Annotated in this window: 18 protein-coding genes; 7 read left to right on the top strand and 11 right to left on the bottom strand. The window is 68.2% G+C overall.

Annotated features, from left to right (window positions below):
• Window positions 1–76: 76 nt before the first annotated feature.
• The 5 genes from NO931_RS02855 to NO931_RS02835 all read right to left on the bottom strand — a co-directional run bounded on the left by NO931_RS02855 (window position 77) and on the right by NO931_RS02835 (window position 5144).
• A complete protein-coding gene (locus NO931_RS02855) occupies window positions 77–715 on the bottom strand; it encodes a DUF447 domain-containing protein (RefSeq protein ID WP_375142019.1) in 639 nt (212 codons plus the stop codon).
• Window positions 716–717: 2 nt separating this feature from the next.
• Window positions 718–1566: a triphosphoribosyl-dephospho-CoA synthase gene (locus NO931_RS02850; RefSeq protein ID WP_256391111.1), complete on the bottom strand. Its 849-nt coding sequence runs from the start codon at window positions 1564–1566 to the stop codon at window positions 718–720.
• Window positions 1567–1596: 30 nt separating this feature from the next.
• Window positions 1597–2397 (bottom strand): tRNA-dihydrouridine synthase, encoded by an 801-nt coding sequence (locus tag NO931_RS02845; RefSeq protein ID WP_256391110.1) that lies wholly within the window; start codon window positions 2395–2397, stop codon window positions 1597–1599.
• A gap of 3 nt (window positions 2398–2400) precedes the next feature.
• Window positions 2401–3393, bottom strand: coding sequence for a 2-phospho-L-lactate transferase (gene cofD, locus NO931_RS02840; protein ID WP_256391386.1), 993 nt, complete (start codon window positions 3391–3393; stop codon window positions 2401–2403).
• Window positions 3394–3569: 176 nt separating this feature from the next.
• Window positions 3570–5144, bottom strand: coding sequence for a glutamate-cysteine ligase family protein (locus NO931_RS02835; RefSeq protein WP_256391109.1), 1575 nt, complete (start codon window positions 5142–5144; stop codon window positions 3570–3572).
• Between the two features lie 135 nt (window positions 5145–5279).
• Between NO931_RS02835 and ligA the strand changes: the two genes are divergently transcribed.
• Window positions 5280–7034: an ATP-dependent DNA ligase LigA gene (gene ligA, locus NO931_RS02830; RefSeq protein ID WP_256391108.1), complete on the top strand. Its 1755-nt coding sequence runs from the start codon at window positions 5280–5282 to the stop codon at window positions 7032–7034.
• Between the two features lie 65 nt (window positions 7035–7099).
• Window positions 7100–7846, top strand: a complete 747-nt coding sequence (locus NO931_RS02825) for an MBL fold metallo-hydrolase (protein WP_256391107.1) — start codon at window positions 7100–7102, stop codon at window positions 7844–7846.
• A 52-nt stretch (window positions 7847–7898) separates the two neighbouring features.
• Here NO931_RS02825 and NO931_RS02820 read toward each other — a convergent pair whose 3' ends face one another.
• Entirely contained in the window at window positions 7899–8759 is an 861-nt protein-coding gene (locus NO931_RS02820) for an ion transporter (protein WP_256391106.1), read from the bottom strand.
• Complete coding sequence (locus tag NO931_RS02815) at window positions 8741–9460, bottom strand: DUF2270 domain-containing protein (RefSeq protein ID WP_256391105.1); 720 nt, start codon at window positions 9458–9460, stop codon at window positions 8741–8743. The genes NO931_RS02820 and NO931_RS02815 overlap by 19 nt, the downstream gene beginning before the upstream one ends.
• A gap of 192 nt (window positions 9461–9652) precedes the next feature.
• On the opposite strand from NO931_RS02815, the gene NO931_RS20675 reads away from it, so the two are divergent.
• Window positions 9653–10999 (top strand): bifunctional metallophosphatase/5'-nucleotidase, encoded by a 1347-nt coding sequence (locus NO931_RS20675; RefSeq protein ID WP_256391104.1) that lies wholly within the window; start codon window positions 9653–9655, stop codon window positions 10997–10999.
• A gap of 30 nt (window positions 11000–11029) precedes the next feature.
• Here the strand turns inward: NO931_RS20675 and NO931_RS02805 are convergent, their stop codons facing one another.
• On the bottom strand, window positions 11030–12121 hold the full coding sequence (locus NO931_RS02805) for a DNA topoisomerase IV subunit A (RefSeq protein ID WP_256391103.1): 1092 nt from the start codon (window positions 12119–12121) through the stop codon (window positions 11030–11032).
• On the bottom strand, window positions 12118–14607 hold the full coding sequence (locus NO931_RS02800) for a DNA topoisomerase VI subunit B (protein ID WP_256391102.1): 2490 nt from the start codon (window positions 14605–14607) through the stop codon (window positions 12118–12120). The genes NO931_RS02805 and NO931_RS02800 overlap by 4 nt, the downstream gene beginning before the upstream one ends.
• 329 nt (window positions 14608–14936) lie before the next feature.
• On the opposite strand from NO931_RS02800, the gene gyrB reads away from it, so the two are divergent.
• Window positions 14937–16850: a DNA topoisomerase (ATP-hydrolyzing) subunit B gene (gene gyrB, locus NO931_RS02795; protein ID WP_256391101.1), complete on the top strand. Its 1914-nt coding sequence runs from the start codon at window positions 14937–14939 to the stop codon at window positions 16848–16850.
• Window positions 16851–16863: 13 nt separating this feature from the next.
• A complete protein-coding gene (gyrA, locus tag NO931_RS02790) occupies window positions 16864–19368 on the top strand; it encodes a DNA gyrase subunit A (protein WP_256391100.1) in 2505 nt (834 codons plus the stop codon).
• Window positions 19369–19380: 12 nt separating this feature from the next.
• Here the strand turns inward: gyrA and NO931_RS02785 are convergent, their stop codons facing one another.
• Window positions 19381–19857, bottom strand: a complete 477-nt coding sequence (locus tag NO931_RS02785; RefSeq protein WP_256391099.1) for a hypothetical protein — start codon at window positions 19855–19857, stop codon at window positions 19381–19383.
• Between the two features lie 235 nt (window positions 19858–20092).
• On the opposite strand from NO931_RS02785, the gene NO931_RS02780 reads away from it, so the two are divergent.
• Complete coding sequence (locus NO931_RS02780; RefSeq protein ID WP_256391098.1) at window positions 20093–20422, top strand: HalOD1 output domain-containing protein; 330 nt, start codon at window positions 20093–20095, stop codon at window positions 20420–20422.
• Window positions 20423–20429: 7 nt separating this feature from the next.
• Here the strand turns inward: NO931_RS02780 and rocF are convergent, their stop codons facing one another.
• Entirely contained in the window at window positions 20430–21353 is a 924-nt protein-coding gene (rocF, locus tag NO931_RS02775) for an arginase (protein ID WP_256391097.1), read from the bottom strand.
• 211 nt (window positions 21354–21564) lie between these two features.
• Here rocF and NO931_RS02770 point away from each other — a divergent pair, with 211 nt between their 5' ends.
• Window positions 21565–22233 (top strand): metal-dependent transcriptional regulator, encoded by a 669-nt coding sequence (locus NO931_RS02770; RefSeq protein WP_375142018.1) that lies wholly within the window; start codon window positions 21565–21567, stop codon window positions 22231–22233.
• Window positions 22234–22288: the final 55 nt, after the last annotated feature.

Genomic DNA, 22288 nt, shown 5'->3' with positions numbered 1-22288 from the left:
TCGTTGTCCGACCGGCGCCTAAAAGGGTTCGATGTTCGACGGAGTGATCGGCGTCTGATGGCCCGCCGTTCCGTCGTCAGAGCCGATCGCGCCAGCCGGTCAGTTCTGTGAGCCGGTCGAACGCCGCGCGCTCGCGGTCGCCGCCGCAGGTGTCGACGACCTCCGCAAAGTACGCGAGCCGATCGAGCAACGTCGCCGTGTCGTAGGCGTCGACGTCGAGCCGCGAGGCCGCGACGGTCGCCTCGATCACCGCGTAGTACCCGCGGTTCGTCGTCGCGGGGTCGTGCTCTCGACGGACGGACTCGACCGGCCGGAGCGTCCACTCCTCCCAACGCGTCGATCCGTCCTCCCCGGCGTCAACTTGCTCGACCTCGACGCGAGCCCAGGCGTCGGCGGCGTCCGTGATCGGCTCGTCGCGCTCGCGGATCGAGAGGGCCGCCTCGACGAACGCGAGCGGGTCGCGGACGAACTGGACGTACCCCTCGCCCTGCCGGCGGAAGTTCCGCCGCGTGCGGGTGTTCCCGTACGTCCGGGCGGTGACCGGGTCGCCGGCGTGCAGCCCCAGCGCGGCGTCGTTCCACAGATCGTTCGGTCCCAGCGTTGCGACGACCGATTCCGTGACGCCGCGCAGTTCGACCGGCCACTCGACGGGTCGGGCCGCCGTTTCGGCGTCGCTCGCGTCCGCGTCCTCGCCGGAAGCGCGGTCCTCGCGCACGCTCACACCTCCAGCCCGTCGCGTTCGAGCGCGACGAACAGCGCCGCGGCCACGATGTCCGCGGTCGTCCCGGGGTTGATCCCAGACTCGACGAGCGACTCCGAGAACGCGGCCACAAGATCGGGGCCGCCCTCGCGGGCCTCCTGTGCTCGGACCATCACGCTCCGGGCGGTCGACGCGCCGTGTTTCTTGGCGACGTGCGTGTCGGGCCGGCGAGCGAGCAACCAGAGGAACGCGTCGGCCGCTCGTGCGGGCAACGGGCCCGACCGGTCGACGATCCGGTCGGCGACCGCGAAAGTCTGCTCGAACTCGTCGGTCCACTCCCGCGCGACGCCATCACGTTCCGCGCTCTCGGCCATCAGTTCTTCCAGCGTCAGTCCGCGCTCCCGCACCGCGTCCGCGGCGTCGCTCCCGCGGCGGACATCCAGCGGTTCCATTTCCTCGGGCGGATCGCCCGCGCGCACGTCGACGTGGTCGAACGCCCGGTAGAAGTCCACCGCGTCTTCGACGGTCGTCGCCGCGACCGTCGACGCGACGGCGTCCGGCGTCAACTCCCCGGCCTCGGCGTCGCCGGCCGTTCGAACGAGCGGCGTCAGCAGGAGCAGGGCGCCGAACTGCGTGTTCCCGCCGCGCTGCTCGGACATCCCCTCGACCGACCGCTCGAACGCGGCGCCGACGCGCTCCCCGCGTTCGGCCGCCCGGAGGCCGTCCTGCGCGCCGACGGCTCCGGCCAGGAAGTGCTCGAAGCGGAGATCCTGCAAGTCGCGGGCTCGGTCGACGTTGCCGGGCTTGGGCGTCCCGGCCACCTCCAGCAACAGGGCGAGTTCGGCGTTCTGGGCGGGCGTTCGCATCGTCTGTACGAAAGTCGACGCCGCGGGCACTTAGGAGTGCGGCTCCGGCGTCGACGCCGGCTCGGCCGTGGTAGTCCCGGACCCGTGATCCTGCTCTCCGCCCTCGAACCACTCGTCGACGGCCCGACGGACGCGTCGGAGCACAGCGGGCTCGTCGCTCGGCCGGCCGACGCTGACGGCGTCGGCGCCGTAGCTCAGGTACTCGCGGACCGACGCCCGATCCCGCACCTCGTTGTTCGCGATCACGAACAGGTCGGCGGCATCAGCGACGTCCGCGATCGCAGATTCGGTGTCCATCGCGTCGACGTGGATCGCGTCGGCACCCGCGGCGTCGATCCGGCGCGCGGTCGCGGGCAGGTCGACGCCGTCGACTTCGGCGCGGGCCTTCACGCTCACGGTCGCGCCCGCCGCCGATGCCGCGGCGACGTACTCACAGAGCCGGTCGGCGTCCGCGAGGAGGGCCTCGCCGCAGCCGGCGTCGCACAGCTCGTCCTGTCGGCAGTGGGCGTTGATCTCGATGACGGCATCTCGATCGGCGCAGATTTCGGCCGCCGCTTCGATCGGCTCGACGGTCGCGCTGCGAACGTTGAACGCCGGCTGGATCGGGACGTCGTCGATCGCTTCGAGCTCGGCGTCGACGAACGCCAGCGGATCCTCGGGCAGAAACTCCTCGCGGTCGCGCGCGACCAGTTCGCGGGCCGCCTCTCGCGATCGCTCGTCGAGCGCGATCCCGCCGAGAAACGCGGCGCCGGCGTGTTCGGCGCCGCCGGCGGCCCACGCAGCGTCGGATCGGCCGCTCAGGCTCGCAAGCGCGACTCTCGGGCCGAACACGGCCTACCGGACCTCCTCCAGAGCCGTCTCGACGGCCTTCGTGACGCGGGCGGCGTCCTCGCTGCCGTCGATCGAGATATCGGTCCTGACGACCGGCACGTCGAACTCGGTGTCGTCGTCCTCGTCGACGACCAGCGCGTCGGCGAACGGATAGGCGGTCTCCAGCCCCGCGGAGTTCGGCTCGGCGCCGACCGCTTCCATCAGCTGGGCGACCGGGCCGGAGAACGCCTCGCCCTCGACGAACGGCGAGACGGCGACGACGGTCGTGTTCCACAGCGCGTCCGCGATGCCGGGCACCGCGAGCATCGGGCCGATGCTCGTCACCGGGTTCGACGGGCCGATCACCACGTCGTCGTCCAGCGCGTCGAGCACGCCGGGCGCCGGTTCGGCGTTCGACGACCCGCGGAACTCGACGCTCTCGACCTCTGGCTCGCCGCCGCGGGCGACCCAGAACTCCTGAAAGTGCATCAGCCCCTCGTCGGTGTGGATGAGGCTCGAAACGGGGTCGTCGCTCATCGGCAGCAGGTCGATGGTGAGGCCGAAACCTTTCGCGATCTTGTCGGTGGCTTCCGAGAGCGTGTGGCCCTGATCGAGCAGGCTCGTCCGCGTGATGTGGACCGCCCGGTCGCGGTCGCCGATCTCCATGAACTCGACGGCGCCCGAGAAGCGGCGCCATGCGGCGATGTCGCGGCCCTCGGTCTGCTTCTCGTCGGGAAGAAAGTTCGGTCCTTCGTCGAGTCCCATCGCGTCGCCGATGTCCTTGAGGGCGCTGTGGGTTCGCGTCGTGTCGCCCTTGATTCCCCACCAGTCATCGCGGTCGAGCACGCCGCCGCCCTGAAAGATCAGCGTGTCCACGTCGGGCGAGATCAACAGCCCGCCGAGTTCGACGTCGTCGCCGGTGTTCGCGATCACCGTCGTCTCGTCTGGCGAGAAAGAGATCGCGGCACCGTCCAGGAGCTTCGGCGTCCCGGTGCCGCCTGAGAGGAACGTGACCATACCACCCATACTGGACGGGGGGACTATAGTACTGACGAGGATTCTCGAAGGGGAGAACGTGCCGAAGCGCCCGAACTAATCGAGTTGCGTGACGCAGAACGACGGGCGGTGTCGATCACGTCGTGACTCCGGTGAGTCGGACGGCCGCCGTGCCTCCTCGATCCAGTCGGTCCGCGCTACCACTCCCGGTCGTCGACCCACTCAGTGAAGCTGCCGCCGATCAGCGAGTCGTGCTGGCGTTCGAGGTAGCGCCGTTGCATCCCGGTCACCGCATCCGCGAAGCTCTCGCCGTCGTCGAGGCGCTGTTTGACCTCCCGGCGCTTCCAGCGCGCCGGCGTCAGTTCGTGGCGCGCGCGCTGGCGGAGCGGCCAGAGGTACTCCTCGATCTCGGTGTCCGAGAGGCCGCGTCGTTCGAGGCCGTCGGCGGCGTGATCGAGCAGGTCGGCGTACAGCGTCTCCCGATCGGTCGTCTCCTCGCCGGAGTTCGTGATCCACTGCAGGTCGGCGTCGAGCCCCTCGCGCATCGCCGCGTAGAAGTTCTCGCGGGCGTCCTCCCAGGGCAGGTCGGCGACGGGGTGTTCGACGCGCGGGAGGCTCTCTAAGAGGCCGGCCAGCGCGGCCTGAAATGCGACGGAGTCGCTGACGGTCGGCTGTGCGGGCAGCGGCCTGAACTCGATGCGAGCGTTGGCCTCAGATCGCGTTCCGCCGCCGAAGACGGGGCGGACCCAGCGCCAGTAGGTGCCGTGTTTGAGCCGGAAGTGGGCGAACTCGTCGTCGAAGCCGTTGCCCGGATCGACCGGCATCGGCACCAGCGTGTCGTCGCGAGCGATCCGATCGACCGCCTGCTCGACGTGCTCCAGATCGCGGGGGAACCGGACCTTCCCCTCCCCGCGGTCGGCGCCCGGCGGGTTCAACGAGGTCTCGAACACGCTGATCCGGTGTTCCATCCAGCCGTCTTCGAGAACGTCCTCGGCCGTCGCGTCGGCGTCGTACAGGTCCGGCGGGAAGAATGGCGAGTTGACGCCGAGCGCGAGCAGCGGGCCGGCGATCCGCAGCGCGTACCGGAAGTAGGTGGGCAGGTCGATCGCCTGCGGCACCTGATAGTGGGGCTGGATCGACGTGATCAGGCTCTCGGGCATCACCGTGTCGCTCTCCAGCGAGACGTGTGGTGCGTCGATCCGCAGCCCGACGTCGGCGTCGGCGGCGCTGTTGGCCATCGCGTGATAGCGCACCGAGTCGCTCATGTTCGAGGCGATCCTGACGCCGCGGTCCTCGACGCTGTCGGTGAGATATCCCCGCGCGGTCTCGCCCTCCGGCGGGATCGTCCAGAGGCCGTCGCTCACGAGTTGCATCCCCTCGGCGCGGGTGCGCTCCTGGGCGGCCGAGAGCCGGGCGTTGACCTCCGACTCCTGTGCCGCGAGCCCGTAGGAGTTGAGCGGCTGGGGGCTGAGCGTCATCTCGGCGTTGTGCAGCCCCAGTTCCTTCTCGAACCCGATGAGTTCGAGCAATCGGCGGGGGACGCGCTGGAGCGTCCCGCCGGCTTCGGTCCCCGGCGTCCAGGGATCGTCGGCCGGGTTCGCGACCGCGTAGAACTCGTACTCCAGCCCGACGATCGCCTGAGAGTTGTCGAAGGTGCCGTCGCGTAGTTCGGACTTGATGACCTCCGCGTCGGCGTCGACGGCCGCCTGAAACTCCTCGGGGTCGATCGACAGTACGTCGTCTACCGCCGCCGCCAGATCGGCCTCCGACATGTGTGTGGGCCACTGCGCGGCCGAGTTCCTTGAAACCGACGACTGCGACGGGAACGTGTCGTTGAAACCACCCCGCGGCGGGACGCCGAGGACGGTCCGGACGGTTTATTGACCCCACCGACCTACCGGCGTGCGATGGAGTTCCGGGAGTTCGCCGAGCGCGCCGCCCGCATCGAGGCCGAGCCGGCCGACCTCGAAGCCGTCGCACTGGTCACCGAACTACTCGACGCCGCTGCGGGGGATCTGCCCGTCGTCGCGCGATTCGTCCAGGGCCGGGTGTTCCCCGACCACGACTCGACGACGCTGGACGTCGGGCCGAGCTACCTCTACGAGGCGATCGCCCGCGCGGCCGGCCAGAACGTGGACGCAGCCGACGTGGAGGACGACCTGGCCGAACTAGGCGAGATCGGCGAGGTCGCGGCGAGCTACGACCTGGGCGGCCAGACCGGGCTGAGCGCGTTCGGCGCCGGAGCGGGCGGCGGTAGCGACGACCTCACAGTGAGGGAAGTCGCGGACGAACTCGAAACGCTCGCGGAAACCGAAGGCGAGGGCAGCCAGGACGCCAAGATCGACCTGCTGTTCGGCCTGCTCAATCGGTGTTCACCCGAGGAAGCGAAGTACCTCGTCCGGATCGTCCTCTCGGAGATGCGCATCGGCGTCGGCGAGGGCGCCGTGCGGGACGCCGTCGCCGAGGCGTTCGACGTCCCCGTCGAGGACGTCGAGCGGGCGCTGCAGGTGTCGAACGACTACGGCCTCGTCGCCGAGGTGGCCCGCGACGACGGCGTGGACGGGCTCGCCGAGCTCACCCTGGAGATCGGCCGGCCGGTCCAGGCGATGCTCGCGCAGGCGGGTAGCGTCACCGACGCCATGGAGGAGTGGGAGGAGGCCGCAGTCGAGTGGAAGTACGACGGCGCGCGCGTCCAGCTACACCACGAGCCCGGGGGGATCACCCGCGTCTACTCCAGGAACATGGAGGACGTCACCGACGCTCTCCCCGAGGTCGTCGAGTTCGCGGAGGAGCGCATCGACGTCCCGGCGATCCTCGACGGCGAGGTCGTGGCCGTCGACGACGACGGCGAGCCGCTCGCCTTCCAGAACGTCCTGCGCCGGTTCCGGCGCAAGCACGACGTCGCGGCCGCGCGGGAGGAAGTCGCGGTCCGCCCCGCCTTTTTCGACTGCCTCCACGCGGGCGTCTCCGAGTCCACGGACTCGGAGGCTCGTGAGACGGAGTCTCACGGCGGCGAGGATATGCTCGACGCGCCGCTCGTCGAGCGCCACGAGCGCCTGTCCGAGGTACTCGACGACGGCGACGAGGCGCCGGACGACACCGCGGCCGACGTGGAGGGGCTCTCGAAGCTCTGGCGCTCCGACGACGCCGACGAGATCGAAGCCATCGACGCCGAGGCGCTCGACGCCGGTCACGAGGGGATCATGCTCAAGAATCCCGAATCGACGTACTCGCCGGGACGCCGCGGGAAGAACTGGCTCAAGCGCAAGCCCGACGTCGAGACGCTCGATCTCGTCGTGACCGGCGCCGAGTGGGGCGAGGGCCGGCGCGCGACGTTCCTCGGGACCTTCCTGCTGTCGGCCCGCGTCGACGACCGCGACGAGTACGAGACGATCGGCAAGGTCGCGACGGGGATCACCGACGAGGAACTGGCCGAGCTGACCGAACTGCTCGACCCCCACGTCCGAGCGGAGGACGGTCAGGATGTCGACCTCGACCCCGCCGTCGTGTTCGAGGTGGGCTACGAGGAGATCCAGGCCTCGCCGACCTACTCGTCGGGCTACGCGCTCCGGTTCCCGCGGTTCGTCGGCGTGCGCGAGGATCTCGATCCCGACGACGCCGACACGTTAGAGCGCGTCGAGCGACTTGCGGAGAAGCAGTGAACCGGTTGGCATCGCGCCGCGTCCGGAACCGAACGCTTGAATCCGCAGGGGGCGAACCACTCTCCATGACGATCAGCCACGGCGACCTGACGATCGACTGGCTCGGCTACGCGACCGTCCGCATCGAGGGCGACGACGGGACCGTCGTCTACCTCGACCCCGGCCGGTACGGCACGCTCACCGGTGAGTGGGCGCCCGACACCGAGGGCGTCGGCCACCCGCCGGCCCGGGACTACGACGCCCGAGACGGCGACCTCGTGCTGGTGACCCACGACCATCACTACGATTCGGACGGGATCCGTCGCGTCGCGCGCGAGGACGCCACGGTCGTCGTCTACGACGCCGTCTACCCGCCGGGGATCGACCGGGACGTCGAACCGCTCGGCGACCTGCCCCAGGACGTCGTCCGCGTCGACGAGCACACCGATCGGCTGTTCGAGGACGTCATCGTTCGGACGATCGCGGCGTACAACGAGCCCGACGGCCCGCACGTCGACGATCAGGGCGAGCCGTACCACCCCGAGGGGATCGGAGTCGGCTACCACCTCACGATCGGCGATACCACGGTGTTCTGGCCGGGCGACTCGGACGCGCTCCCCGGCCACGAGGAACTGGACGTCGACGTTTTCCTGCCGTCGATCAGCGGGAACTTCACGATGGACCGCCGCGAGGCCGCCGACCTCGCCGAAGCGCTGGATCCCGCCCTCGTCGCACCGATCCACTACAACACGTTCGGCGCGCTGGAAGCCGACGCCGAGGCATTCGAGAACGATCTCGAACGCCGCGGCGTCCCCGTCGCGCTCGACGAGTAGTCCGGCTGCTCGCGGACCGGAATACCCGAGTCAACCGATCGAGAACCGGCGCTCACGTCCGGTCCCCGTCCCCGTTTTCCACACCGTCAGCTGTCGCACCGTCGATCTCGCGCCCGCAGTGGGAACACTCTACGACGTCCCCGCGTCGACCGAGCACCTCGCGGAACCCCTCGACCAGAATCGCCGTCGGCAGCGCGAACACCGCGACCCCCAGCACGGAGATGAACCCGCCGAGTACCCTGCCGAGCGGCGTCACCGGGTAGACGTCGCCGTAGCCGACGGTCGTGAGCGTGATCACGCCCCACCACATCGCCGCCGGGATGCTGCTGAACGCCTCGGGCTGGGCGCCCCGCTCGGCGAAGTACATCGCACTGGAGGCGGCAACCAGCAGGGCGGCCATCCCGGCGCCGACGACGACGAACACGTCACGCTCGCGGCGAACGACCGTCCCGAGCAGTCGCAACGACCGGGAGTACCGTACCAGCTTGAGCATCCGAAACAGCCGCGCGACCCGCAGGAGCCGCGGCGCGCCCTGAACGCCGACCGTTACCGGCAGGAAAAAGGGAAGAATCGCGACGAGATCGATCAGCGCGTACGGCGTGAGGGCGAACCTGAGCCGCCCCCGGACCGGCGACGAGAACCGGTCGTCGGCCGTACACGACCAGACGCGCAGCAGGTACTCGACGGAGAACACGGCGACGAAGAACGCGTCGGCGGCGCGAAAGTAGGCGCCGTACCGAGCAGCGAGATCGTCGACGGTGAACAGCACGACGCCGACGACGTTCAGCAGAATCAGCCCGGCGATCAGCCCGTTGACGGCGATCGACAGTCGGTCGTGTGCGTGACGCGCGTCGAGCACGTCGTAGACGCGGCGCCGAACGGCGTCGTGCCGGGTCATTTCTCGCGCTTCCACTCGCCGACCTCCTCGCCGTGGAACTCGCCTTTCGCCTCGCGTTCGGCCGGCCAGTAGGCGATCGCGAGCACCGCTGCGTAGAACAGGCCGACAGCCCCGATGACGTAGATGCCGTCCAGCGCCGGAAGCTCGGCGGCTTCGATGGCGGATCGATCCGGCGCGAACAGCGTGATCTTGACGATCCACGCGGCGCCGAGAACGAGGAGTAGCGGCCCGTACACGCGATGCATCCGCCGCGACAGCGCCTCTCGGAACGTGATCTTCAGCGTCGGCCGTCGGAGGTCGCTGCCGAGTTCTCTACGCCAGTCTTCGTGCTCGACGCCCGAGGGGTCGAACGCGTTCGCGAACACGTTCTCCTGTAGCAGCCGGACGCGCGAGCGCCACGCGTCGTAGGTCCGGTAGCGCCGCGATTCGAACACCAGAAAGACGCACATCGCGGCCATCCCCACGAACAGCAGGTACGAGGGAATGTTCCGCCCGGAGAACGTGAGAGTGATGATCCCCGCCATCACCGCGACCGCCCAGTCGCTCGTCTGGTCGATCCGGCGCAGTTCCGTGGTCAGGTGCGACACCTCGCCCCGGTAGTAGTGGGGAAGCAGATCGAGGAAGCGCTGGTCGTCGGTCGCCGCTTGCTGTGCCACCTCGCGCTCGGGTTCTCCCTCCGGATCGAATCGGTCGCTGCGGTCGTCGTCGCCTCCCATACCGTGGGTTCCACGGGAACTCAGAAAAACGCGGGACGTGTTCGTCCGGCGCCGAAATCCGACCGCCGAACTCCCAAGACCCTCGCGCGTCGCGGAAATGGCGGGCCTTTTACTCGGACGAACCGACTGGCGACGTATGGATCGGCTACCCCCGGTGTGGATGCGAGACTGCCCCGTTGGGGATGGTGTCGCGTGACCCGCATCCTCCAGTACAGCGACCTCGAAGGCGTCTACGACGACGCCCGGGCGTTCGGGCGGCTGGTCGGCTGTCTCGACGAACGCCGCGACGACGACGCGCTCGTGCTGGGCGCCGGGGACGACATGGCGCCCAGCGTCACGACGACGGTGCTCGGGGTCGACGGTCCGCTGACGGCGCTCGATCTCCTGAATCCCGACGTCGAGACGTTCGGCAACCACGACTTCGATCACGGGGCCGAGTTCGCGCGGACGGTCGCCCGGAGGTCGCCGGCGACGTACGTCAGCGCCAACCTCCGCGCCGACGGCCGACGGTTCGGAGCGGACGACGGCGTCCGCCGGCGGGTCGTCCGCGAGGTGGACGGCACGAGCGTCGGCGTCTTCGGCGTCACGACGCCGGAACTCGACGCGGTGACGAGCGGGCGTGCGGCGGTCTCGACGACCGATCCCGTCACGGCCGCCCGGGAGGCCGAGACGGAACTGCGGACGGCGGGCGCTGATGCCGTCGTCTGTCTCGCCCACATGGGGGGCGACGCGGCGATCGCGCGGGCGACCGACGTCGACCTGATCTGTGGCGGGCACACGGTGCCGGCGGGATCGACGGAGATCGACGGCACGACGCTCGTTCGACCGAAGCGGGACGGCGGGACGATCTTCGAGGTCGATCTGGCGAGCGGCGAGACGACCCACCACGACGTCGACGCGTTTCCCGTCGCCCAGCGCGGCGTCGACGCGCTGCGCGAGGCTCGGCGGGACGCCGGACTGGCCGAGACCGTCGGCCGACTCGACGACCCGATCGACGTTCCCGACCGGAACGGGGCCGGAGAGACGCGGATCGGGAACTTCGTCGCCGACGCCGTACGGTGGGGCGGCGACGCGGACGTCGGAATCTACCACGACGGGGGGCTCCGCGGCGACCGGATCGCCGCCGGAGAGGTCACCGCGTTCGACCTCGCGAGCGCGGTGCCGTTCACCGATCGCGTCCGCGTTCTCGACGTCTCGGGCGAGCGGCTTCGGGCCGCGCTCTCCGAGATGGACGGTCGATGTCTCGGTTTAGCCGACGAGCGCTCGTGGTTCGGCAACGTCTCGGGCGCCCGCGTCGTCCGCGACGCCGCCGCCGGCGAACTCGTCGACGCGACCGTCGGCGGGGACCCGATCGACGACGGGGAACGATACTCGCTGGCGGTTCCCGGCTACCTCTCGGCGTCGGACCACGTGATCGCCGCCGTCGGCGACGACGACGCCGTCCGCCGGACCGACGCCACGGTCTACGAGCGAGTGATCGAGTACGCACGCGAGTTCGGGATCGACCCCGAGGTGGAGGATCGGATGCTAGAACGGTAGAAGAGATCGGCGAGCGCGCCCGGCGCCGATCTACAGAACGCCCATCTCGTCGAGCCGTTCGGGCAGGTAGGTCTCGGTCACGAAGTCCAGCCCGTGGGACGCCAGGGCCTGCTGTTCGGATTTCTTGTTGATATCGAGCTGGAGCTCGATCTGTTCTTCCCAGTAGTCGGTCTGGAAGCGCGGGTCCTCCAGTTCGCTCTCCAGAGCGTTGATGTCGGAGTCGCTGAGCGGGTCGGTCGGCAGGTCGTACTCGACGATGTCCTCGGGCTGGACGCCGATGAACTTCGCCTCCGGCGTCGCGAGATACTCCGAGAGGTGTGCGGACTTGATCGACCCGTACGCGACGGAGCCGTAGATCCGGTAGGACCAGGGGTCACCGTCAGTGAACACCGTGACCGGCAGGCCGAGTTCGTCGTGGAGGCGTTTGGTCAGCCGACGGGTCGCCCGCGCGGGCTGGCCGCCGAGGTGGACGACGATCGCGTCGTACTCGTCGTCGAACCCGTTCTCGACGAGCCGGTCGCGCATGCCGCCGGTCTCCACCGCGAGGACGAAGTCGGCGTCGTTCTCCAGGAACTCGATCGTGTCGGGGTTGTTCGGGATCTGATAACCGCCCTGCCCGACGTCCTTCTGGCAGTGGATCTCGCGGTCGCCGCGGCGGGTCTGCTCGCGGAGGAGCAGCGGGCCCATCACCTTGGCGCCCGACTCCTCGGGGCGCATGTGGAAGTCCTCGCGGCGGACCTCCGAGACGATCTCTAAGTCCTCGATGAGCTGGTTCGACTCGTCTTGATTCGAGAACTGCGCCTCGTTGGAATCCCACGACTCAGAGAGGTAGTACAGCTCACGCAGGGTCGACGAGCGGTCCTCCTCTAGCTGGTTGTCGAGGAACTCGATGGTGTAGATCGCCTTCAGCAGCTTGCGGGCGCCGCGGATGCTGTTGGCCGAGCGCGTGCTCTCGCGCTCGCCGTACACCCAGACGTCCTCGTCCTCGTCGAAGACGATGTTGCTCTTGGTGCGGGTCGGGATGGACATCTCGGGGATCTCCCCGCGGTCCATCTGGTCGTAGAACTCCGCCGCAAGGTCGATCAGCTTCTGTTGGGCCTCGGAACTGGTGTCGCTGCTCATTGTTTGATGGTGAGTTTCGCGTCTTCGACGCCCTCGACGCTCAGGTCGAACTCGGCGTCGTCAGCCGTCACGTACGACAGCGTCGCTTCGTCGTCGCTCGATACGTCCGCGGACCACTTGACGAACCACTCGCCGTCCATCTCGACGACGGTCGCGTCGTCGGGGAGGTCGGTCGGCTCGGCCGTGACGATGTCGGTCACTTCGAGCGACTCGTTGGTGCTGGAGTTGTTCTCGACGGTGACGGTTACCTCGCTGCCGGCGCCGTTGGCCTTGATCTCGCGCTCGACGAGCACGTTGTTCATGATGCGCGCGAGCGCGTCGTCGAAGTTCGGCTCGTCGTTGTCCGTGACCTCCGCGACCTTCTCGGCCATCTCGGGGAGGATGTCGGCGAGCACGTCCTGCTTGCGCTTGCGCTTCTCCAGGGACTTGCGCTTCTTGAGGTAGCTCTTGAGTTCGCGGGCCGCCTCGCGAATCGCCAGCTCGATTTCGTCTTCGATCGCGGGGACGTTCGCGACGGCGTCTTTCGACTCGCTGGTGAAGGGGACGTTCGTCGAGGCGACGTGGACCATGATCACCGCGGGCCCGTTCGGGACGCCGCTCCCGCCCGGCTGGTCGAGGTTGTAGTTGCGCCAGCCGATCTGTTTGATCACGTCCGTCGTCGCGCAGGCGCCGCGCTGGTACACCAGCGGAACGCGGTTGGCGAAGCGGAGCACGTCGGCCGTGCCGCCCTCCTCCAGTTCGCCGCCGTAGGCGATGCCGGCCTCGACGATGAAGGGGTCGCCGCCGTGGACTTCGGCGTCCCGCGTCGCCGCCGCGTAGAAGTCGGCGTCGTACTCCTTCCGGAGTCCGGCCTCGACGAGGTCGTCCTCGATCGGCGCGAGGCAGTTCGTCGGCGGCGCCATGATGTCGGTCGTCCGCATCGCCTCCAGCAGGTCGCTGGCGGCGTCCCGATCGTCGGCGAGTTCGCGAACGAGCGGCGGGTCGTCGGGGACCGTCCGGGCGCGGGTCCACAGCGCCTCGACGACGTTCTCGCGGGCGGTATCGCCGAACGTCACCTCGTCGTCGGTCTTCTGGAACATCTCGACAGAGCGATCGAGATACTCGCGCAGCTCGGCGCGCGTGACCCGATCGCGATGATCCTCAGCGGACTCGAACTTCTCGGCCAGACGCTCGGCGACGCCGCGCACCGTCGCGTCGTCCTTGCGCGTGCTCGTCGCCTCGTCGACGATCCCGTGGAGGCTGTCGGCGCGGCGGCCGCCAACGGTCGTCGCTTCGGCGTCGGCGTCCACCGCGTCGTCAGCGGCGTCCGCATCGGCGTCCTCGCCGGTCGCGCCCTCCGTGATCGCTATCCAGGCGGCCTCGATCGCGTTCTCTCGGACGGTCTCGCCGAGCGTGACGCCGAACTCGTCGGCGACTTCGTCGGCCGCCGCGTCGACGGCGTCGGCGACGTGGTAGTGGGCGACCCGGTCGTGGGCGTCGAGATTGTCGACGACGGCCTCCCCGAACGCCGCGGTGGCCTCGGGTCCCTTGCCGTTCGTCGCCTCGGCGACGGCGTCCGCGACGTCGGCGTCTTCGTGGGGCCGCGGGAGCGTCCAGGTCATCTCCCGGCCGTAGTACTTGTCGCGGAAGTTGTCGACGACGCTGTCGGCCGTCTTCTTCCCGACGCGGGTGAACTCCTCCTGGAGATAGCCCGACATCGAGTGGGAGTCCGTCGCGGCCAGCATCTTCAGCACGGTGCCGAGTTCGACGCCGTGGGGGTGCGGGCGGATCTCCTCGGTCTCGGCGGGGAGTTCGGCTTCCTCGGCGCGCTCGCCCTTGAAGTGGTTCTTCGGCTCTTTCAGTTCGATGCGCGCGTGGGGGTTGACGACCGCGGTGTGCTTGATGTAGTCGTGGAGCTGGCTCCGGGCGCGCATGTTGGCCTCCATCTCCATCTCGATCCGCGTGCCGTGCGTGCGGTCCCAGGAGGTCGTCTCCTCGGTCCGGATCTCGGGCTCGTTGGTATCGGTGTCGATGATCAGCTCGAAGTACTGGGCCTCGTCCGATCCCTGCGTCCGGCTGGTGATCTTCGCCGGCTTCCCGCTGGTGAGCTGGGAGTAGAGCACGGCCGCCGAAATCCCGATCCCCTGCTGGCCCCGGGACTGCTCGCGGGCGTGGAACCGCGATCCGTACAGCAGCTTCCCGAACACTTTGGGGAGCTGCTCCTTGGTGATGCCGGGCCCGTTGTCCTCGACGATCAGCGTGTAGTAGTCGCCGGACTCGCGGATCTCGACGTAGATATCGGGCAGGATCCCCGCCTCCTCGGCGGCGTCCAGCGAGTTGTCGACGGCCTCCTTGACGGCCGTGACCAGCCCTCGGGCCCCGCTGTCGAACCCGAGCATGTGCTTGTTCTTCTCGAAGAACTCGGCGATGGAGATCGCCTGCTGGCTCTCGGCCAGCTCCTCTGCGATCCCCGCCTCGTCGCCGAGCGTCGACTGAAACGAGGTCATTACCCGACTCGTAGCGCCGGGGGACGTAAAACCCATTCGCTACCGGAGTGAAAGTGAAACTCGCGCCGTCGTCCGGCGCTTCCGACCTCTCACCGACGGGCGGATCGTATCACCAGCCAGTAGTATTCGGACATCGCAGCGCGGAGTAAGCGGTGCCAAACGCCCGATACCGTGCGCACGGGCGCGGACCGCGCCGGCGGCGTTTTTCCCGGGCGGCGCTCGTCGGAGTAATCGCCGCCTCGTAGCAGTACGGTTCGCTTACCTGTTCACGCGCGAGCGCGCGTACGTGACCTTTATCAACCCGGGCGGCATACGTCGAGACAGATTTTATGTCCGAGGAAACGGAGTACGGTGCCGGACAGATCCAGGTACTCGAAGGGCTGCAGGCGGTCCGGAAACGTCCGGCGATGTACATCGGTTCTACCGACTCTCGGGGATTGCATCATCTCGTCTACGAGGTGGTCGACAACTCCATCGACGAAGCGCTGGCCGGCCACTGCGACTCGATCGGCGTGACCATCCACGAGGACGACTCGGTGAGCGTCTCCGACGACGGCCGGGGGATCCCCGTGGACACCCACGAAGAGTACGACAAGCCCGCCCTAGAGGTGATCATGACGGTGCTTCACGCCGGCGGGAAGTTCGACAACAAGTCCTACCAGGTCTCGGGAGGGCTTCACGGCGTCGGCGTCAGCGTCGTCAACGCGCTCTCCGGGGAACTGGAGGTCACGGTCCGTCGCGACGGCGCAGTCTGGACACAGCGGTTCGACGCCGGCGAGCCAGCGACCGATCTCGAACGAGTCCGCGACATGGAGCCCGACGAGTCGACCGGGACGCAGATCCGCTTCTGGCCCGACGACGACATCTTCGAGACGACGACGTTCGAGTTCTCCACACTGGAGAGTCGTCTCCGGGAACTGGCGTTCCTCAACTCCGGCGTCGAGATCGCGCTCGCCGACGAGCGCGACGACACCGCGAAGTCGTTCCGCTACGAGGGCGGCATCCGCGAGTTCGTCGAGTATCTCAACGAGACCAAGACCGAACTCCACGAGGACGTCATCTACTTCGAGGACGCCGAGGAGGGGATTCAGGTAGAGGTGGCGATGCAGGCCACCGACGAACTCCAGGGCTCGATCCACGCCTTCGCCAACAACATCAACACGCGCGAGGGCGGGACCCACCTCACCGGGTTCAAGACCGCGCTGACGCGCACGGTCAACGACTACGCGACCGACAACGGGCTGCTGGGCGACCTCGACGAGAACCTCACGGGCGAGGACATCCGCGAGGGGCTCACCGCGGTCATCTCGATCAAGCACCCCGATCCGCAGTTTGAGGGCCAGACCAAGACGAAACTCGGCAACTCCGAGGTCCGGGGCATCGTCGAGGGCACCATGCACGAGGGGCTTGGCACCTTCTTCGAGGAGAACCCCGATACCGCCGAGGCGATCGTCTCCAAAGCGGTCGAGGCCGCGAAGGCCCGCAAGGCCGCCAAGAAGGCCGAGGAGCTGACCCGCCGGAAGAGCGCCCTCGAATCGACGGCGCTGCCCGGAAAGCTGGCAGACTGCCAGACGAAAGAGCCGAGCGACTCCGAGCTGTTCATCGTCGAGGGTGACTCCGCGGGCGGGTCGGCAAAGCAGGGGCGCAACCCCGAGATCCAGGCGATCCTCCCGCTGGGCGGGAAGATCCTCAACGTCGAGAAACACCGGCTCGACCGGATCTTGGAGAACGACGAGATCCGGAACATGATCACCGCCATCGGGACGGGGATCGGCGACGAGTTCGACATCGAGGAGGCCCGCTACGAGAAGATCGTGATGATGACCGACGCCGACGTCGACGGCGCGCACATCCGGACGCTGCTGCTGACGCTGTTCTACCGGCACATGCGCCCGCTGCTCGAGGCGGGCTACGTGTACGCCGCCCAGCCCCCGCTGTACCGGATCCGGTACCGCGGCGAGACGTACGACGCGATGACAGAACAGGAGCGCGAGGAGATCATCGCCGAGAAGTGCGACGGCAATCCCACGCAGGTCCAGCGGTTCAAGGGCCTGGGCGAAATGAACCCCGAGCAGCTCTGGGAGACGACGATGAACCCCGACAACCGCGTGCTCAAGCAGATCGGCATCGAGGACGCCGCCGCCGCCGACAAGATGTTCTCGGTGCTGATGGGCGACGCCGTCGAGCCGCGGAAACAGTTCATCAAAGAGCACGCCCCCGAAGCAGAGTGGGTCGACATCTAATGGAGGCATCTACATGAGTTCAGACGTACCCGATCCGACAGACGTCGACGCTGCCCGCGTAGAGCGCGTGCGCGTCGAAGACGAGATGGAGCAGAGCTACATCGACTACGCGATGAGCGTCATCGCGGGCCGCGCGCTGCCCGACGTCCGTGACGGGCTCAAGCCCGTCCACCGGCGCATCCTCTACGCGATGCACGAGATGGGCGTCACCAGCAACACGAGCCACCGGAAGTCCTCCTCGGTGATCGGGGAGACGATGGGTGACTACCACCCGCACGGTGACAGCGCTATCTACGACACGCTCGTTCGCATGGCCCAGCCGTTCTCGATGCGGCATCCGCTTGTCGACGGCCAGGGCAACTTCGGCTCGATGGACGGCGACCCGGCCGCGGCGATGCGCTACACCGAGGCCCGGATGAGCCCCATCGCCGAAGAGATGCTCACCGACATCGAGAAAGACACCGTCGACTTCTCGCCGAACTACGACGACCGCCTGCAGGAGCCCGACGTGCTGCCGTCGGCGTTCCCGAACCTGCTGGTCAACGGTTCCTCGGGCATCGCGGTGGGGATGTCGACGAACATCCCGCCGCACAATCTCGGCGAGGTCGTCGACGCCACGATCGAGCTGATCGACGACCCCGAGGCGACCGTCGAGGACCTGATGGAGCACGTCAAGGGGCCCGACTTCCCGACCGGCGCGAACATCGTCGGCCGGGACGCCATCTACTCGGCGTACTCGACCGGCCGCGGTCGCGTCCGCGTCCGCGCCGAGTACGAGACCGACGACGATCAGATCGTCATCACCGAGGTCCCCTTCCAGCAGAACAAAGCGCGTCTCGTCGAGCGCATCGCCGACGACGTCAACGAGGGCAAGATCGAGGGCGTTCGCGACCTGCGCGACGAGTCCGACCGGAACGGCGTCCGGATCGTCGTCGAACTCAAGCGCGGCGCCAACGCCGACGTCGTCGAGAACCAGCTTCTGGAGCACCACCTCGAGAACACATTCGGCGTCATCAACCTCGCGCTCGTCGACGGCCAGCCCCGGGTGCTGACGCTCAAGGAAACCCTCGAACACTACGTCGAACACCGCAAGGAAGTCGTGCGCCGCCGCAGCGAGTACGACCTCGCTGAAGCCGAGGATCGAGCGCACATCCTCGAAGGCCGCCTCACCGCGCTGGAGAACGTCGACGACGTGGTCGAGCTGATCCAGGACTCCGAGGATCGCGACGCGGCGAAGGAGGCGCTGATCGAGGCCTACGACTTCTCGACCGACCAGGCGGACCACATCGTTCGGATGCAGCTTGGCAGCCTCACGTCGATGGAGGCCGCCGAGATCGAATCCGAGTACGAGGACGTGCAGGCCAACATCGAGCGCCTGGAGACGATCCTCGAAAACGAGTCGGAGCTGCTCTCGGTCATCAAAGAGGAGCTCCGCGAGATCAAAGCGGAGTACGCCGACGACCGCCGGACGAGCATCATCGAGGACCAGGGGACGGTTACCCACGAGGACCTCATCGCCGAGGAGGAGGTCGTCGTCGTCGTCACCGAGGACGACTACGTCAAGCGGATGCCCGCCGAACGGTTCGACCCCCAGGGTCGGGGCGGCAAAGGCATCATCGGCGCCGACGTGAAGGAGGGCGATCGGGTCTCGAAGGTGTTCCGGGCGAACACCCACGACTACCTCCTTTGCTTCACGAACCACGGGCAGGTCTACCGCCTGAAGACCTACGAGATCCCCGAGATGAGCCGTACGGCGCGGGGTAAGTCGGCGATCAACCTGATCGACTTCGACGACGGCGAGGAGATCACCGCCGTCGTCGCCACCGACGAGTTCGAGGACGGCGAGCGCGTGACGATGGTCACCCGCGACGGCTACGTCAAACGCACCGCCGGCGAGGAGTTCGAGAACATCCTCTCGACGGGGATCATCGCGGCCGATCTCGAAGACGGCGACGAGCTCGTCGACGTCGAAGTTACGGACGGCACCAAGGATCTCGTGATCGCCACCGAGGGCGGCATGACGATCCGGTTCGACGAGTCCGAGGTCCGCTGCATGGGCCGGAACGCCCGGGGCGTCGGCGGCATCAAGCTGCAGGACGACGACAAGGTCGCCGGGCTCGTCGCGACCGACGAGGACGACGATAACGCCCTGCTGACGGTTACCCGCAACGGGTTCGGCAAGCGGACGAAGCTCGCGGAGTACAGCACGCAGTCGCGGTACGGCATGGGCCTCATCGACATCAAGACCGGCGAGCGCAACGGGCCGGTCGCGACAGTGAAGTCGGTCGCCGAAGACGATCGGCTGGTGCTGATGAGCGAGAACGGCCAGATCATGGTCACCCGCGCCGCCGACGTTTCGACCGTCGGCCGCAACACGATGGGCGTGACCGTGATGGACGTCGAGGCGGGCGACGCCGTCGCCAGCGTCGACGTGCTGCCCGCTGCGACGCCTGACGCCGAAGACGCGCAGGGCGACGACGTTGTTGAGGCACAGAGCGTGCCGACCGACGACGAGTAACTCGACGCCGTTTTATTTCCGCGCTCGTTCGATCGCCGCTTCCAGTTCGTCCGCGCGCTGCGATCCGATCAGCAACTGCTTGGCGTCTCGGCGATCGACGCGGACACCCTCGCTGCCGCTGACGTTGTACGCTTTCCCACCGCCCGTCCAGCGGATCCCCCAGCCGCCGTAGTCCCGGATCGGACTGTACTCGACGGCCTCCGAGCGCTCGATAGCTTCCAGCGGGATCCGCCGGGGCGAGAGATGAAAGGGGAAGAACTGAATCCGGACGCCGTCCCCGCGGACCTCGACCGTCAACTTGGCGACGGCGAACAGGGCCAGCAGGGCGACCACGACGGCCAGGCCGATCGCCGTACCGGGGCCCGAAGCGCCCTCCGCGTACAGGCTGCCGCCGACCAGCACCGCAACCCCGATCAGGAGCCCCCACAGCCAGGGCTGCCGGAAGCGTTGCGTCTCGCGGAAGTGAACGTCGGCAGGTCCCCTCGTCACGAGATATAGTAGGCATTCTTACACTATTTGCGTTTCGTTTCGCCGAGGCGGACAACGGCCCCGGTGCTCGGACGCCGGACGCCGCTCGGCGACACCCGTGGAGACGGACCGAGGAGACCAGCAACTCTCGGCGCCGCTGCCGGGGTTTGATGGAGCCTCGAACGTCTCCAAAAACCGGCAAAGCCTACATGATTGGGTGCAGGACTGAAAGCTCTACGCAACTACACGTAAAAAAATGGGACGAAACGACTGCGGCGATCGACCGGCGACCGACGGCGGCGCGACGGTCGTCGTGGAACCGGGCCCCGAGGAATCCCTGACGCGCGCGATACTCCGGGGCGTCGCCGCGCTGAAAGGGGTCGCGGAACGCGACCTCGATACGCTGTACGAGAGCGTCGACGTGGAGGCCCTGAAGTCAGTGATACGCCACGCGAACGCCCGCGACAGCCGCGTGAGCGTCGAGTTCATCTTCCAGGGATGTACCGTCCTCGTCGAGAGCGACGAAACGGTGCGGATCGCCGAAAACCGACCGCCACGAAGCGAGATGTATCCGGAACAGTCGTAGCTCCGAGCTACAGGATCCGCTTGCCGAGCGCGCTCGCGGCGAGTTCGGTCGCCAGTTCGGCCGTCTCGTTGTGCTCGTCGAGGATCGGGTTGACCTCGACGAGTTCGAGCGATCGAAGGTCGGCAGCGCCGTCCGCGCCGTCGCGGGTTGCGACCCGTTCCATGGCGGCGTGGGCCTCGCGGTAGCTGACGCCGCCCCGAACCGGCGTCCCGACGCCGGGCGCCTCGCCGGGATCGAGCCAGTCGAGATCGAGGCTGACGTGGAACCCCTCGACCCCGTCGGTCGCGACGTCCAGCGCGTCCTCGACGACCGGCGTCAGGCCACGAGCGTCGATATCCGACATCGTGTAGACGGTAACGTCGCTCTCGCGGAGCGCCTCGCGCTCGGCGTCGTCGATGCTCCGCAGGCCGACGATCGCGACGTTCTCCTCGCGGAGTCCGGCCGAGCGCGCCCAGGGACGATCGGCGAACGACCCCTTCCCGAGCGCGGCGGCCAGCGGCATTCCGTGGACGTTGCCGCTGGGCGACGTTTCGGGCGTGTTGAAGTCACCGTGGGCGTCGAACCAGACGGCGCCGAGCTCGGCGTCGCGGCCCGCGCCGGCGAGCGTCCCGATGGCGATCGAGTGGTCGCCGCCGAGCGCGAGGGGCAGCTCCCCGTCGGCGACGGCGTCGGCGACTTCGTCGGCGAGACTCTCCGAGACATCCTCGACCTCGCGCAGGAACTTCGCGTCGCCCGCCGGCGCCCCGGCATCCGGGTCGCGCTCCTCGGCGCGCGCGACGAACAGGTCGCCGACGTCGACCGTCGTCGCGCCCGTCGCCTCGACGGCGTCGGCCAGCCCGGCGTACCTGATCGCCGAGGGGCCCATGTCGACGCCGCGCCTGTTCGCGCCGTAGTCGGTCGGTGCGCCGATGATCCGGACGGTTCGCGTCATGGAGCGTCGTACGAGCAGGCCCCGCTTATTATCTGTGGCATCTCCCGGCGCCGTTCCACGGCGTCTCGCCGCCGCTCTATGGCCTCGCTCCGGCGCCGATCCGCGGCCGCTGCGCGTCCCGCTCCGCGGCGTCGCCGCGCCGCCTCGCCGCGGTCGGCGTCCGATCGACCGCGGTAGATATACAAGTCCGCCCTCCCTACTCGCTGGCGAGATGATGCTCAGCGACGTGATGGAGGACTACCTGAAGGTGATCTACCACCTGCAGGGCGAGCGCGACGGGCGGATCCGCACCTCCGAGATCGCGGAGTACCTCGACGTCACGTCGCCGACGGTCACCAGCATGATCGACAAGCTAGAGGAGCGCGGGCTGGTCGACCGCGAGAAGTACAAGGGTGTCGAGCTGACGCCCGAGGGCGAGACCGTCGCGCTGGAAGTCGTCCGTCACCACCGCCTGCTCGAATCCTACCTCACCGAGCAGCTCGACTACGACTGGAGCGAGGTCCACGAGGAGGCCGACAGGCTGGAACACCACATCAGCGAGAAGTTCGAGCGCCGACTCGTCGAGGCGCTGGGCGACCCCGAGGTCGATCCCCACGGCGATCCGATCCCCAACGAACAGCTCGAACCCCCGGAGGCGAGCCAGAGCAGACAGCTGACCGAGTTCAGCGAGGGAGACACCGTCGTCGTCGAGCGGATCAGCGATCGGGATTCGGAGGTGCTGCGCTACCTCTCCGAGCGCGGGATCGACCCCGGCGTCACGCTGCGGATCGACGAGGTTGCCCCCTTCGGGATGATTACGGCCCGCCCGAAAGATCGAGACGCCGAGGTGTCGCTCCCCGAAAACGTCGCGGCGGACGTTCACGTCCACGACGCCGTCTGATAGTTTTCGTCGGGAACGCCGCTTCGTGCCGTGCGTGGAAATCAGTATCACGCGG

Source organism: Natronoarchaeum rubrum, from assembly GCF_024494695.1.
Note: the sequence above shows the minus strand (reverse complement) of the source record. Positions and strands in the feature narration are given on the sequence as shown.